Annotated in this window: 10 protein-coding genes and 4 tRNA genes; 2 read left to right on the plus strand and 12 right to left on the minus strand. The window is 60.3% G+C overall.

The genetic code is table 11. The annotated features are described in order from the left end of the window. The first annotated feature begins 9 nt into the window (after nt 1–9). Together PspCFBP13508_RS22855 and PspCFBP13508_RS22860 are read left to right on the plus strand one after the other, a co-directional pair. Nucleotides 10–3,288: a PAS domain S-box protein gene (locus PspCFBP13508_RS22855; protein ID WP_137215750.1), complete on the plus strand. Its 3,279-nt coding sequence runs from the start codon at nt 10–12 to the stop codon at nt 3,286–3,288. A 94-nt stretch (nt 3,289–3,382) separates the two neighbouring features. Then, a complete protein-coding gene (locus tag PspCFBP13508_RS22860; protein WP_137215751.1) occupies nt 3,383–5,074 on the plus strand; it encodes a molecular chaperone HscC in 1,692 nt (563 codons plus the stop codon). On the opposite strand, the gene PspCFBP13508_RS22865 is transcribed toward PspCFBP13508_RS22860, so the two are convergent. From PspCFBP13508_RS22865 to gltX, 12 genes are all read right to left on the minus strand, one after another. Beyond that, nucleotides 5,071–7,761, minus strand: a complete 2,691-nt coding sequence (locus PspCFBP13508_RS22865) for a DUF805 domain-containing protein (protein ID WP_137215752.1) — start codon at nt 7,759–7,761, stop codon at nt 5,071–5,073. The two genes, PspCFBP13508_RS22860 and PspCFBP13508_RS22865, sit on opposite strands and share 4 nt — an antisense overlap. After that, nucleotides 7,758–8,453 (minus strand): DUF1266 domain-containing protein, encoded by a 696-nt coding sequence (locus PspCFBP13508_RS22870; protein WP_137215753.1) that lies wholly within the window; start codon nt 8,451–8,453, stop codon nt 7,758–7,760. The genes PspCFBP13508_RS22865 and PspCFBP13508_RS22870 overlap by 4 nt, the downstream gene beginning before the upstream one ends. Nucleotides 8,454–8,641: 188 nt before the next feature. After that, nucleotides 8,642–9,088: an Hsp20 family protein gene (locus tag PspCFBP13508_RS22875; protein ID WP_016773925.1), complete on the minus strand. Its 447-nt coding sequence runs from the start codon at nt 9,086–9,088 to the stop codon at nt 8,642–8,644. Between the two features lie 119 nt (nt 9,089–9,207). Then, on the minus strand, nt 9,208–10,167 hold the full coding sequence (locus tag PspCFBP13508_RS22880) for a tRNA-dihydrouridine synthase (RefSeq protein ID WP_137215754.1): 960 nt from the start codon (nt 10,165–10,167) through the stop codon (nt 9,208–9,210). A 175-nt stretch (nt 10,168–10,342) separates the two neighbouring features. Further along, nucleotides 10,343–10,786 carry a thioesterase family protein gene (locus PspCFBP13508_RS22885; RefSeq protein ID WP_016773923.1) on the minus strand — a complete coding sequence of 148 codons (444 nt, stop codon included), beginning with the start codon at nt 10,784–10,786 and terminating at the stop codon, nt 10,343–10,345. Between the two features lie 46 nt (nt 10,787–10,832). Further along, complete coding sequence (locus PspCFBP13508_RS22890; protein WP_016773922.1) at nt 10,833–11,666, minus strand: alpha/beta fold hydrolase; 834 nt, start codon at nt 11,664–11,666, stop codon at nt 10,833–10,835. Nucleotides 11,667–11,696: 30 nt separating this feature from the next. Next, nucleotides 11,697–12,236 (minus strand): TetR/AcrR family transcriptional regulator, encoded by a 540-nt coding sequence (locus tag PspCFBP13508_RS22895; RefSeq protein ID WP_016773921.1) that lies wholly within the window; start codon nt 12,234–12,236, stop codon nt 11,697–11,699. 182 nt (nt 12,237–12,418) lie between these two features. Next, a tRNA-Glu gene (locus tag PspCFBP13508_RS22900) sits at nt 12,419–12,494 on the minus strand. Between the two features lie 80 nt (nt 12,495–12,574). Next, nucleotides 12,575–12,650, minus strand: a tRNA-Ala gene (locus PspCFBP13508_RS22905). A gap of 53 nt (nt 12,651–12,703) precedes the next feature. Then, nucleotides 12,704–12,779: transfer RNA gene (locus tag PspCFBP13508_RS22910), tRNA-Glu, on the minus strand. Nucleotides 12,780–12,858: 79 nt separating this feature from the next. Continuing rightward, a tRNA-Ala gene (locus tag PspCFBP13508_RS22915) sits at nt 12,859–12,934 on the minus strand. A gap of 245 nt (nt 12,935–13,179) precedes the next feature. Next, nucleotides 13,180–14,661: a glutamate--tRNA ligase gene (gene gltX, locus PspCFBP13508_RS22920; protein WP_137215755.1), complete on the minus strand. Its 1,482-nt coding sequence runs from the start codon at nt 14,659–14,661 to the stop codon at nt 13,180–13,182. Nucleotides 14,662–14,839 lie beyond the last annotated feature (178 nt).

Below are 14,839 nucleotides of genomic sequence, written 5' to 3' on the forward strand. Positions count from 1 at the left end.
CCGCTGACAATGCCGAAATCTGTTGACCGAATTCCGCCGATGCCGCGAATCCAGGCTGTTGATCCGCGCCATTCCGAGCAGAGCTGGGAAAGCGCGCCACAATTGCTCGCCGCGCTCAACGGCGCGCGGCTCGGTGCCTGGTATTGGGACATCGAGCGCGGGCAGATCAGCTGGTCGCGAGGCACCCAGGCGTTGTTCGGTTTCGATCCACGGCAGCCATTACCCGCCGACCTGGAATACCTCGACCTGTTGCCACCGGAGGACCGCGCAAAAACCGTGCGTGCCTTCCACGCGGTGATCGCCGGCGCCCCGCTGGAGCAGGCGATGCATCACCGCATCCGCTGGCCCGACGGCAGCCTGCACTGGCTGGAGATCAGCGGCAGCCTGCTGCCAGACAAGAACGGCCGGCCCCGAATGATCGGGGTGATTCGCGAAATCACCCACCAGCGCCAGCGCGAGCAGGCCTTGAGCAGCTCGGAGAAACGTTTCGCTACACTTTTCCACCTATGCCCGAACATGGTTTTGCTGACCCGTCAGGAGGACGGCCTGATCAGCGAGGCCAACCAGTATTTCGAAAGCCTGTTCGGCTGGCCGGTGCAAAGCGCGATCGGCCGCACCACCCTGGAACTGGGCCTGTGGGTGCACCCCGAGCAACGCGCCGAACTGGTGAAGAAAACCAAAGCCAAGGGCGAATTGATCAGCATGGAAGTGCAGTTCCGTGCCAGCAACGGCCAGGTCCACGACGGCATCCTCAGCGCGCAGAAGGTCGAGCTCGAAGGCCAGCCCTATCTGCTCAGCACCTTCCTCGACACCACTGAACGCAAAGCCGCCGAACTGGCCTTGAAGGACAGCCAGGAACGCCTCGACCTGGCGCTGGACTCGGCGCAACTCGGCACCTGGGACTGGCACATCCCCAGCGGCATGCTTTACGGCTCGGCGCGCGCTGCGCAATTGCACGGGCTGGAGCCGATCCCATTCCATGAATCATTCGAGGAGTTTTTCGAAGGCGTGCCGGGCGAGGAGCGCGACAGCATGCGCGACGCCTACCGCAGCCTGCGCGAAGGTCCGGCCGGCAATTATCAACTGACCTACCGCGTGCAATTGCCCGACGGCAGCTCGCGTTATCTGGAAAGCCGCGCGCGTCTCTATCGCGACGACAACGGCGCGCCGCTGCGCATGGCCGGCACGTTGCTGGACATCACCGATCAGGTCGAGCGCGAGCAGCGTCTGGTCGCCTCGGAAGAGAAATTCGCCACGCTGTTTCAGGTCAGCCCTGATCCGATTTGCGTCACGCGCCAGGAAACCGGGGAGTTCATCGAGATCAATTCCAGCTTCAGCCAGACTTTTGGCTGGAGCGCCGCCGACGTGATTGGCCACACCGCCGAGGAAATCGGCCTGTGGGACGCCTCGGCGAAAAGCCTGCAACGCATCGAACGGGTGATTCGCGAACAAGGCCTGAGCAACGTCGCCATTCTCGTCCAGCACAAGGACGGCCAGTCGCTGACCTGCGTGATTTCCAGCCGGCAGATCAGCGTCGGCGATCAGCCGTGCATCGTCACCACCCTGCGCGACATTACTCAGCAACAGCGCTCGGAAGCGGCGCTGAAGGCCAGCGAAGAAAAATTCGCCAAGGCGTTTCACTCAAGTCCAGACGCGATCACCATCACCGAGCGCGACACCGGGCGATATCTGGAGGTCAACGACGGTTTCTGTCGCCTCACCGGCTACCGCGCTGACGAAGTGGTGGGCAAAACCGTTTATCAGGTGGGGATCTGGGCCGAAGAGAAACAACGCTCGACCTTGCTCGCCGAGTTGCAGATCAAGGGACGCGTGCATCATCAGGAAATGCTCGGGCGCAACAAGCGCGGCGAATTGCTCACGGTGGAAGTCTCGGTCGAGCCGATTACCCTCAACGAAACCGCGTGCCTGCTGCTGACCGCGCGCGACGTCAGCCTGTTGAAGAACGCCGAAGCGCAGATTCGTCACCTGGCCTATCACGACCCGCTGACCAACCTGCCCAATCGCGCGCTGCTGATGGATCGCTTGAGTCAGCAGATCGCCCTGCTCAAGCGCCACAATCTACGCGGCGCCTTGCTGTTTCTCGACCTCGATCACTTCAAGCACATCAACGATTCCCTCGGTCACCCGGTCGGCGACACCGTGCTGAAAATCATCACCGCGCGGCTCGAAGCCAGCGTGCGCATGGAAGACACGGTGGCGCGCCTCGGTGGCGATGAGTTTGTGGTGTTGCTCAGCGGCCTCGAAGGTTCGCGCAGTGAAGTCAGCGAACAAGTGCGCGCGCTGGCCGACACCATTCGCGAATTGCTTTCGGAGCCGATGTTCCTCGATGGCCAGCGCCTGCAAGTGACGCCGAGCATTGGCGTCGCGTTGATCCCCGATCACGGTTCGACCCCGACCGACCTGCTCAAACGCGCCGACATCGCCCTTTACCGGGCCAAGGACTCCGGGCGCAACACCACGCAGATGTATCACAACACCATGCAGAAAGCGGCCAGCGAACGCCTGCGCATGGAGACCGACCTGCGTCTGGCGCTGTCACGCGGCGAGTTCAACGTGCACTTTCAGCCGCAGGTCGATGCCCGCGACAACCGCATCATCGGCGCCGAAGCGCTGGTGCGCTGGAATCATCCCGAACTCGGCGCGCAATCGCCCACCGAGTTCATCAAGGTACTGGAAGACAGCGGCCTGATTCTCGAAGTCGGCACGTGGATCCTCGATGAAGCCTGCAACGCCTTCAAAAAACTGATCGCGTTGAAACTGGTCGACCCGCTGAACTTCAGCCTGTGCGTGAACATCAGCCCGAGACAGTTCCGCCAGAACGATTTCGTCGAACGCATCGAACACAGCATGACCAGCCACGGCCTGCCCTGCTCGCTGCTTAAACTGGAAATTACCGAAGGCATCGTCATCCAGAATCTGGAAGACACCATCAGCAAAATGCGCCGCCTGAAAAAGCTTGGCGTGAGCTTCGCCATGGATGATTTCGGCACCGGTTACTCATCGCTGACCTATCTGAAACGCCTGCCGGTGGACACCTTGAAAATCGACCAGTCGTTCATCCGCGATGCGATCACCGACTCCAATGTCGCGGAGATCATTCGCGCAATTGTCGCGATGGCGCGCAGCTTGGAGCTGGAAGTGATTGCCGAGGGCGTGGAGACGCCGGAACAGTTGGCGTTCTTGCAGGGGCTGGACTGCCATTTGTATCAAGGTTATTTGCATAGCCGTCCGGTGGGGTTGGAGGATCTGAAAAAACTGCTGCCCTGAATCGGCGGTCGCACGGCCTGGCAACAGAGCAACAATTGCCACGGTTTGCGTCAGCCTGTAGGGTCGCGTTTTTTGCGCCGCTTCGAGATCAACCATGCAGGATGCATCCCTTCCCCGCCCGGCCCTGCTGGGCATCGACCTTGGCACCACCAACAGCCTGATCGCCGTCTGGCGTGAAGGACGCGCCGAGCTGATCCGCAACGCCCTCGGCGATGTGCTGACACCGTCGGTGGTCAGCCTTGATGAAGACGACACGATTCTGGTCGGCAAAGCCGCCCGCGCCCGCCTGACCACGCACCCGGAACGCACTGCCGCCGCGTTCAAGCGCTTCATGGGCAGCGACCGGCAAATCCAGCTCGGCTCTCGCCAGTTCAGCCCGGAAGAGTTGTCGGCGCTGGTACTTGGCTCACTCAAGCAAGACGCGGAAGCCTTTCTCGGCCAGGCGGTCACAGAAGCGGTCATTTCCGTACCGGCATATTTCAGTGACGAGCAGCGCAAGCGCACCTTGTTCGCCGCCGAACTGGCCGGGCTGTCCGTGACGCGCCTGATCAATGAACCGACCGCTGCCGCCATGGCGTACGGCCTGCACGAACAGAAGTTCGAACGCACGCTGATTTTCGATCTCGGCGGCGGCACGTTCGACGTCACCGTGCTCGAATACGCATTGCCGCTGATCGAAGTGCACGCCTCCACCGGTGACAACTTTCTTGGCGGTGAAGACTTCACCGCCGCCCTGTTGCAGGCCTGCCTGAAACACTGGCAACTCACCCCCTCAACGATCGATGCACAAGCCATGGCCAGCCTCGGTGATGCCCTGGAACAGCTGAAATGCAAACTCGGCGAAGGGGCGCAGCACTTGAGCTGGCGGTATGCCGAGCAGACATTCGAATGGGAACTGGATGAAGCCGCTGCGGTGAAAATCTGGGAGCCGTTGCTGGCCCGCTTGCGCGCACCAATCGAACAGGCTCTGCGCGATGCCCGACTGAAACCGCGCGACCTCGACAGCCTCGTACTGGTCGGTGGCGCCACGCGCATGCCGGCGGTACAGCAAATGGTCGCCACGTTGTTTGGACGCCTGCCTTATCGGCATCTTGATCCGGACACCATCGTGGCTCTGGGCGCAGCGACGCAGGCGGCATGCAAGGCGCGGGACGGTGCGGTCGAGGAATTGATTTTGACCGATGTCTGCCCTTATACGCTGGGGATTTCGACCAATCGTGGCGAAGGCGTCAGTGGCGCGTTCTCGCCGATCATCGAACGTAACACGGTGATTCCAACGTCACGGGTGCAGCGTTACTCGACGACGTTTGCGCAACAGACTGAAATCCGTATCGCGGTTTACCAAGGGGAACGCCCGTGGGTACGCGACAATATTTTCATCGATTCTTTCGACATCCAGTTCACCCCTAGTGAGCAGCTGCAGAGCCTCGATGTGCGTTTCAGTTATGACATCAACGGCCTGCTGGAAGTAGACGTCACGCTTCTGGAAACCGGCGAACGTTACGGCCACAGCATCGACCGCAGCCCGACCGGACTGGATGAACAGGCGCGCAGAGACAGCCATGCCCGGCTCGCGACGCTCAAAGTCCACCCTCGCGACGCCCTGCCCAACCGCACCCTGCTCGCACGTCTGGAGCGAGCATGGATGCAAACTCTGGGCGACGAGCGTGCGCGCATTGCCGAGTGGATGGACACCTTCAACACCGTGCTTGCCGGCCAGCAAGCCAGCAAAATCGCCAGCCACCGCTCAGCGCTGAATGATGCGCTGGATCAGATGCGTCTTTAACCGTTCAGTTGCCGTAAAGCAGCCTGCAACCCGCCGGACAACATATCTGCCCCACTGTCCGGCGGCACGCCATAGCGGTTAGGCAGTTTGTCTCCCGGAAAGCCGAACAACACCAGCGGCAGGAATGGCAGAAACGGCGACAATCCAAGAAATATCAGCAGTGTCGGTATGCCCCGGCCCATATCGTGCAACCGCCGTAGAACTGCCGCGAACAACAGCAGCACGCCAAGCAAAAAGATGACCAACCCGCCAATCGTCGTGCCCGTTATCAGCCCCGCTATTGGGGTTACCACTACGCATCCCAGGACCTGAGCGATAAAAGCCTTGCGCCCCAGCCGTGATCCGAGGCGCCAGAAAGCTTTCGCTGGTACTGGCTGGACATCACTGTTGGCTAACAGCAACCGCTCCGACCACGACAGCAACGCGCACAGTGCCAAGCGCAAACCGACGCTGTTCTGCACGTCATCCTTACCCTGCTGCAGTTGCCGCAACACTCGCGTTTTCGGCACACCGGCAGCGCCGTAGCGAATCAAGCTTTTGAGCGCATCCAGCGCCTCATAGGCCAATAGTTTGTCGACACCGAAATCCGTCAACACCTTGCGCGGTGGCCACACCGGTTCGCCCTTGATCAGACCGTCGCGAAAGCCTTCGAACCAGTCATCCTCGCAACTGACCGCTTCAATCGACTGCAACAACGCCCGGTGCTGCTCGGCGCTCAGGCCTGGATCGTGGTAGAGCACGCCCCAGAACATCAACAAGCCCAGCAGATCATCGCCGCACGCCGCACGGTCACTTTCGACGCAGGTGTAAAGCAGGGTATTGGCGGGCAGCCTGGCGCTGTCGAGAGCCTGCTCGACACTGAACAACTGTTGCACCAGCAAACCGTGCACAGGATCGTCACCCTGCAGCCAGCCCAGCAAACCGGCGCCATTGCCCTGCTCACGCAGCAAGCGCCGCAATAGCGGCTGCAGTCGGCTCAAAGGATGCGCAGGATTGAACGGCAAACGCTCCAGACACTGCGCATCAATCAATTGCAACCAGCGCTCGGGTTGTTCCAGCAATGCCAGAAAAAACACGGTTTGAGCGTGCCAATCCCAGATGGCCGCTCCCAACCCGATCGGCGGCAAACCTGTCGCGCGCCGACTCAACTGGAGCATGAGATCAAGCTCCGAGAGGTCATTGCCGTCTTTGACCGCACTCAGCTCGAACGCGTCGGCGATGCGTGCAAGCGCCGTGTCGCTATAGGGCCGCAAGCGCTGCAACCACAGACGACAAACCTTGTGCAGCGCACCTTCGGACAACGCGAGCGGCAATTGCGGTGAAAGTGTTTGCGAGTCAGTGAAAGCGCTCATGGCCTGCGCAACAGGCGCCTTGGCCAGCCAATGCAGATGTTGCCTGGCCTGATACTTCAGGCCGCTCAAAACCAGGCATTCCAGCGCGTCCACCGGCAGCGGTTCGTCGACAATCTGCTGCAACAAGGCCGAATCACCACGATGCAGCGCCCAGGCGTGCCGGTACAGACGCAGCAAACGGCTGTCGTGGTTTTCGCCGATCAACTGCGCGAGCAATGGCAACTCGTCGCCCGCCATGCGCCAATCAACAAAGCTTTGCGCCAGTGCATCAAGCTTGAGCCGTCCGACACCCAACCAACGGGTCAAGGTCTCGGGCCGTTGTGACGGACTGCCATACACTTGGCACTCAGCACCCAGTTCGTCCGGCCAAACGGCGCAGTCCTCCAGACGATCGAACGCCTGAATCAGCACCGGCAGAAAGGTCGGCTGACGCTTGGCACACAGCTCCAGCAAGCGACTCTCTGCCGCGGGATGGCGATGTTCGCTCCAGAGCCGAATCCAGCATGGAAACGCTTGATCGTCGTGCCCCAACAGACTGTACTGACACGCCAGCAGGTACAGCCAGTCGACGTTATCCGGCGCGGCATCGTGCTGTTCGGCACAGCATTGCAGGAACGTCGGCGCGCCCATCCCCGCTTGGGTGAACTGCACCAGCAACCGCTTGAGGTACGCGGCATCGTTGGGCAACGGCAAGCACGTGTGCCGACTGGCGAACTCGGCGAACTCGTGAAGCGGACGCTGAGTAAAGATGAAATCGAGGCTACGGGCATACCACAGCGACTCGGTCTGTGCCGGCTCTGACCAGGCGCTCATCAGATCCGTGTCGAACGGGTCGGGCGTCTTGATGCGCTGCAAAAAGCCTTCTACCGCTTGCGCATCGTCGAATGCCAGATCGAGCAATTGCTGGTCCCAGGCCATGCGCTGCGCCAACAGATTCGCACAACGGTAGGACAACGGACCGGCGCCGGAAAGTCGGTGGTACAAGCCCCAGTTGAGGTCATCGAAAACCTCCAGTGACAAGTCATCCAGCGTCCGGACAAATGCCTGCCATGCCGCGTAGTTGAAGCGTCGCGCGGGATCATCCAGCAGCGCACAGAAATCCAGGAAAGCTTGAGGCGCCCGGACGACATTGGCTTGTGCAGCGTCGATCTCGTCTCCAGCCTCTTCCTCCTCTTCACGGGCCAGACGCAGGGCACTCTCGTAGGCCATGCGTAGCGCTTGAAAACCTTCCGGATCGGTTTCCGGATGGTGCGCCGGCAAACGGGCGCGATAGGCGCTGCGAATCAGGGTTTCGTCAGTAGTCGGTTCAATGCCCAGTCGAATCCAGCAACTCATGACCAGTCGAACTCCCCAAGCGATGCCGGACGAGACGGCGGATCAATATCCATGTGCCAAGGCAGATCAGCGAGAAAGTGTGGAATGTTTTGCGCAAGGCCTCGGGCAATCCTGGTGTTGAAAGCGCTGGTGCCCTCACGACTCATCTCGACCGCCAGTTCACCATCGCTTTTGCTCATGCAGCACCAAAAAGTTCGTCCCACCAGAAAGCCGTTGAAATAAGCCATCCAGCTGCCGTAATGAAACTGCGCCCTCAACGCCAGACGACTGTGCAACCAGTTGCTCTCGTCCAGACCGATCCATTGATTACGCACGGCGCAGCGCAACAGAAAGCCCATCCGGCCGTAATCCCAGGACAAGATGCCGCCGGGACCACAGTTGCCGAAGGTACGGCTGGCAAATTCATGCAGGACGCGCTCGCGCGGGCTCAGCTCATTGAGCAACGACTGCCATTCACTCGGCAGGCATCGCTGCCACGCCAGATAGGCCGCACTGAGGTGTTTGGCATGGCCGTCGTCGGTCATCCATCCGAGCATGTCGAACAACTGTTGCCGATCATCGATACCCCAACTTTCCTTGAGGTTGATGTAACGATCGTTGCAGAACGCCGGGTCGTCATACCCGGCGCCGGTGTTGAGCGCGGCCATTGGTGCGGACAACGCGCACAGCCAGCGCTGTTGAATCTCGTCCATGAAAAAAGGCTCCAGGCCGACCGCTGGGAAATGGGGGCCGGCAAAACTGCGCCGATTGTAAAGAGCCCCGCCAACAGCGGCAAACCCTGCATCGCTTTGACTGCGCGCACAAAAAAGGCCCCGACGTATCGGGGCCTTTCGTTCAGCGGCTTATCGCCGGTTCGGGCGATTGTGTGTCAGCACATGAATCAATGCTGCAACGCCGGCTGCTGCGCTCCATTGATCGGGATGCGCTTGGCTTTCGCCTCTTCCGGGATCACACGGAGCAGGTCGATGCTCAGCAGGCCGTTGCGCAGGGCAGCGTCCTTGATCTCGATGTGATCAGCCAGACGGAACGACAGCTTGAAGGCTCGCTGAGCGATGCCTTGATGCAAGAACGTGACGCTTTCGTCGGTGTCACGTTTGCCGCCACTGATGGTCAGCACACCCTTCTCGACTTGCAGGTCCAGGTCTTCTTCCTGGAAACCGGCGGCCGCAACGACGATACGGTATTGGTCATCACCGTGTTTTTCGACGTTGTAAGGTGGGTAGCTGCTGCCTGGCTCGTTGCGCAGGGCGGTTTCGAAAAGGTCGTTGAAACGGTCGAAACCTACCGAGGAACGGAACAGTGGTGCGAGAGAAAATGCAGTACTCATGATTCAAATCTCCTGAAAACAATCAGCAAGGTTTTGTGTCTCCGCGACCCGAATTCGGCATCGCGTAACCCTTAGATAGGGACCGCTGTTTTGATTTCAAGAGAATATTTTGAGATTTTTTATGCGGCTTCGACGAGCGGCAATCCGAGCAGACGCGAGACTTGATCCGGCTCGGTTTCGCGGCGCAGAACGGTGAAAAGCTCGGCGGCTTCCGGGTAGTTGCGGGTCAGCATGGCCAGCCATTGCTTGAGGCGACCGGGCGATTGGCGCGCGGTCATTTGCGCTTTGGCCTGCAGCCAGAAGTCCCGAATCAGCGGCATCAGCTCGGCCCAGGTCATCTCGACGACCTCTTCGCCAGCGCGAGCCGCAGCGATCTGCCGAGCGAGATCCGGGCGGGAGACCAGACCCCGACCGAGCATAATGTCTTCCACGCCACTGATTTCGCGGCAACGGCGCCAGTCTTCGACGCTCCAGATATCGCCGTTGGCGAACACCGGCACCTTGACCACGTCCTGCACGCGCGGGATCCACTCCCAATGAGCCGGCGGTTTGTAGCCGTCCATTTTCGTCCGCGCATGTACGACGATGTGCTCTGCCCCGCCTTCGGCCAGCGCCGTGGCGCAGACCAGCGAGCCGTCAGGACTGTCGAAACCCAGGCGCATTTTCGCGGTAACCGGGATATGCGCCGGTACGGCGCGACGGACATGCTCGACGATCTGGTTGAGCAGCTCCGGCTCCTTCAGCAGCACGGCGCCGCCACGGGATTTGTTGACGGTCTTGGCCGGGCAGCCGAAGTTGAGGTCGATCACTTCAGAACCGAGCTCGCAGGCCAGAGCGGCGTTTTCCGCCAGGCACACCGGATCGGAACCGAGCAATTGCACGCGCAGCGGCACGCCGGACGCGGTGCGAGCACCGTTGAGCAGCTCGGGGCCGAACTTGTGGAAATACGCCGGGGTGAGCAACTGGTCGTTGACCCGAATGAATTCGGTCACGCACCAGTCGATGCCGCCAACGCGGGTCAGCACGTCGCGCAGGATGTCGTCGACCAACCCTTCCATGGGCGCCAGAGCAATTTGCATGGGGAAACACTACTTGAAGAAAAAACGTGCGGCAGTTTACTGGATATCGCCCAAATCCGCAGAACTACACATATCTCTGTGGGAGCGAGCCTGCTCGCGAAGACGGTCTTTCAGCTCATGCATGCGTGACTGACCTGACGCTTTCGCGAGCAGGCTCGCTCCCACAGGGTGAGATTTACATCGCCTCTGCAATCTGGATCGCCGGGCCATAGCCTTCGATGAATTCCGCCGGCATGCGCTTCGGCTTGCCGGTCGACAGTTCGATGCACACAAACGTGGTCTGCGCGCGCAGCAGGGTGGCGTTGTCGCTGGGGCGTTTGAGCTGGAAGTGCCGGGTCATTTTCAAGCGCTGATCCCAGTCGACGATCCAGGTCGCCAGTTGCAGTTCATCACCTTCATAGGCGGCGGCCAGGTAATCGATTTCGTGGCGGACAACGGCCATCGCCCGATCCAGTCGCCGGTATTCGACCAGGTCCAGGCCGAGGCGCTGCGAATGGCGCCAGGCGCAGCGCTCGAGCCAGGTCACGTACACCGCGTTATTGGCGTGCCCGAGCCCGTCGATGTCTTCGGCGCCTACTTGCAGATCAATGGTAAACGGCGTTGCCCGATCCCAGCCCATGCCCCACTCCCGGTCAAAGTATTCAACCGGGGCAGTGTAACGGAGCTCAGGCCGATTGGCGCGCCTGAAGGCTGCGACCGGCAAGCAGTGATAACACACCATCAATCACTCGAGGGTCGGCCAGCACGCGTTGATGGCCGCCGCTTTCCAGACGCAGCAGGCGGCTGTCGAACCAGGCTTCGTGAATCAATTGCGATTCCTTGACCGAGACGAAGTTGTCGTCCTCGGCATGCACGATCAGGCCGGGCATATCCAGTTGATAGTGGGCCACGTCCAGCGTCGCAGCGCGCATGCCGACGTCCTGCTCGACCTGACGAATGAACGCAGAACGCGCGCGCGGCGGCATGCCGACCATGCGCGCGAATCCGCGCAGTACGCCGAGGATCCGCGACGGTGCGGCAATGCTGACCAAGGTTTCGGTGCGCAGACCCAATTGCACGGCGAGCATCGCGCTGGCGCCGCCCATGGAATGGCCGATAACCGCTTGCAGCGGCGGCAATTCGGCAGCCGCTTCGAGCATGGCGCGGGCGAACAGCACTACATTGGCTTCTCGCCCAGGGGAGCGACCGTGAGCCGGACCGTCGAGCGCGACGACGGTATAGCCGGCATCGACCAGAGCATTGATCAGCGAGGCGAATTGCGTTGGCCGCCCTTCCCAACCATGCATCAGCAGCACCGTAGGGCCTTGGCCCCAGCGCAGCGCCGACAGGCCGAAGCGCAACGTGATGCGTTCGGAGCTGGCCAACAGCGGCAGCTCCCAATCCCGCAACGGCAGCGCCCGTGGCGTCATGAATGCCAGGCGCATTTTGCTCGCCACCAGTTTCGGTGCAAACCAGCCCAAGGTACCGTTAACGCCACGAACCCACTTCAACGCGTTCATCGCACTCTCCTCAGGCTTGTTGCCTTCAGGTCAACGCACCGCCGACTTGGCAGCGCGCAGCAATCGATCGGATAACTCTCCCGGACCCAGCGCTCTGGCCAAGGCCAGACCACCGACCATCAACGCGACATCGGCCAGAGCCTTGTCGGTGTCTTCAGGGCTGGCCGCCAGTTGCGCGACCATCAGCTCCAGATGCTCGTTCAGTGCAATGCGGAACGACTCTGGCAGACGGCCCAGCTCGCCAATAGACGCCGGAATCGGGCATGCGGCTTCGCTGGAATCACGGTGTTTGCGCGACAGGTAGAACGCAGCCACCAAAGCGCGACGCTCTTCGCCGGTCAGATCGGCGTCCATGTCGGCAATCAGGTCGCGACGGCGGCCCAGCAGTTGCTTGAACGCTTCGAGCATCATCGCGTCCTTGCTTTCGAAGTGTGCGTAGAAACCGCCGACGGTCAGGCCGGCGGCGCCCATCACTTCGCCCACGCTCGGGTCTGCCGGGCCGCGCTGAATCAACGCGGCGCTGGCAGCCTTGAGGATGCGTTCGCGGGTTTGAGCTTTTTTATCGTTCATCGTTGCCTCCGAATATTACGACTAGAATATTATTCGCATAATAATATTCCGCAAGTCATGAATATGACCGCTGGTCTGAAGCACAGTGTAAGGAAAAAGGAGAGTTGGCCAAACGCCAGACAAACAAAAGGGCCATTCAATAATTGAATGACCCTTATAAAATCCCGCAGAGCGGGTAATCGTGGCGTCCCCTAGGGGACTCGAACCCCTGTTACCGCCGTGAAAGGGCGGTGTCCTAGGCCACTAGACGAAGGGGACACAAACCCTTCTATACAACTGATCAGTGCTGAGAGCTGATCGATTCAAGGCCGGTGTGGCCAGACCTTGAACTGTAAAATTGGTGGAGCTAAGCGGGATCGAACCGCTGACCTCCTGCATGCCATGCAGGCGCTCTCCCAGCTGAGCTATAGCCCCGGATTTTTCGCCTCACGGCGGAGTGATCTCTTGCAACATCACTTCTGTAAAACTGGCGTCCCCTAGGGGACTCGAACCCCTGTTACCGCCGTGAAAGGGCGGTGTCCTAGGCCACTAGACGAAGGGGACGCAAACCCTTCTATACAACTGATCAACGCTGAGTGTTGATCGCTTCAAGGCCGGTGTGGCCAGACCTCGAAGTGTAAATTGGTGGAGCTAGACGGGATCGAACCGTCGACCTCTTGCATGCCATGCAAGCGCTCTCCCAGCTGAGCTATAGCCCCTCATCGCTGAGGACGGGGCGAATCTTAAGGGCGTATCGAAAGCCTGTCAAACTTATTTTTGAAAAATTTCAAAATTTTTTGCCGGGATAACAATCACTTACCGCCCTCCCCCGTAAAACCGGGCGGTTTGCAACGCGGGCAGACCTGCAGGAGCTGGCGCAGCCTGCGATCTTTTGACTTTGCCTTTTGAAAACAAGATCAAAAGATCGTAGCCTGCGGCAGCTCCTACCAAGAAGCAAAAGCGTTTAGACGATAGAGCCCAAGAGCTTTTCCCATTCCTTGTTTTCTTTCTTCGACACGCCGCCCAGCAGGTCAATCGCCTGTCGCAGGCGGAAACGGGTGAGATCCGGGCCGAGGATTTCCATCGCATCGAGCACCGACACCGAACTGGCCTGCCCGGTGATCGCAGCAAACATCAGCGGCATGGCGTCGCGCAGTTTCAGCTCGAGGGATTCGACCACCGCCTGAATCGTCGCGGTGATGCTGTCCTTCTCCCACTGCCGCAGACTTTCCAGTTTCCACAGGATCAACTGCATCAACTGGCGAACCTGATCGCCGGAGAGCTTTTTCGACTCGAACAGCCTGGCGTCCGGATTAACGCCGCCGGCAAAGAAGAACCCCGCCAGCGGTGCAACCTGGCTGAACGTTTCAACCCGGCCCTGCACGTGCGGCGCGATCTTCATCATGTAGTCGGAATTGAACGCCCACTTCTGCACGCGGGCGGCAAACTCTTCGACCGGCAGATCGCGCAGCCACTGGCCGTTGAGCCACGACAGCTTCTCGATGTCGAAAATCGGCCCGCCGAGGGAGACACGCTTGAGGTCGAAGTTGTCGACCATTTCCTGCAGCGAGAACTTCTCGCGCTCGTCCGGCATCGACCAGCCCATGCGCCCGAGGTAGTTGAGCATCGCTTCCGGCATGAAGCCCATGCGCTCGTAGAACGTCACCGAGGTCGGGTTCTTGCGCTTGGACAGCTTGCTCTTGTCCGGGTTACGCAGCAGCGGCATGTAGCACAGCTCTGGTTGTTCCCAGCCGAAGTATTCGTACAGCAAAATCAGTTTCGGTGCCGATGGCAGCCATTCTTCGCCACGCAGCACGTGGGTGATGCCCATCAGATGGTCATCGACGACGTTGGCGAGGAAGTACGTCGGCAGGCCGTCGGTCTTCATCAGCACCTGCATGTCCATACGATCCCACGGGATCTCGACGTCACCACGGAGCATGTCCGGCACCACGCAGACGCCTTCGCTCGGCACCTTCATGCGAATCACGTGCGGTTCGCCAGCAGCCAGGCGCGCCGCGACTTCTTCCTTCGACAGCAACAGTGCGCGACCGTCGTAACGTGGAGTTTCGCCGCGAGCCATTTGCTCGGCGCGCATCTGGTCCAGCTCTTCAGCAGTGCAGAAGCACGGGAACGCATGGCCCATGTCGACCAGTTGCTGGCAGTAGTTCTGGTAGATATCGCCGCGCTCGCTCTGCCGATATGGGCCGTGCGGGCCGCCGACGTCCGGGCCTTCGCTCCAGTCGATGCCGAGCCAGCGCAGGGCGTCGAAGATCTGCTGTTCGGACTCGCGGGTCGAACGCAACTGATCGGTGTCTTCGATGCGCAGGATGAACTCACCGCCGTGCTGCTTGGCAAAGCAGTAGTTGAACAATGCGATGTAAGCGGTACCTACGTGGGGGTCCCCGGTAGGCGATGGCGCGATGCGAGTGCGGACGGTGGTCATGGCATGTCTCGAAAAGAATGAAAAGCAAAACAATCAAGCGGCGAATGGTAACAGGCGACACCCGCCCCGCTCCAGCGGGCAGGGCATTTAAGCCGGAAGCCCTAAGGCCTTCCGATTGTGTGAAGGCCATTCGCGAGCAGGCTCGCTCCCACAGGAATATGCAATTGCTATGTGGGAG

Origin of the sequence: Pseudomonas sp. CFBP13508 (genome assembly GCF_005233515.1) — a bacterium.
Classification (GTDB): domain Bacteria; phylum Pseudomonadota; class Gammaproteobacteria; order Pseudomonadales; family Pseudomonadaceae; genus Aquipseudomonas; species Aquipseudomonas mercuritolerans.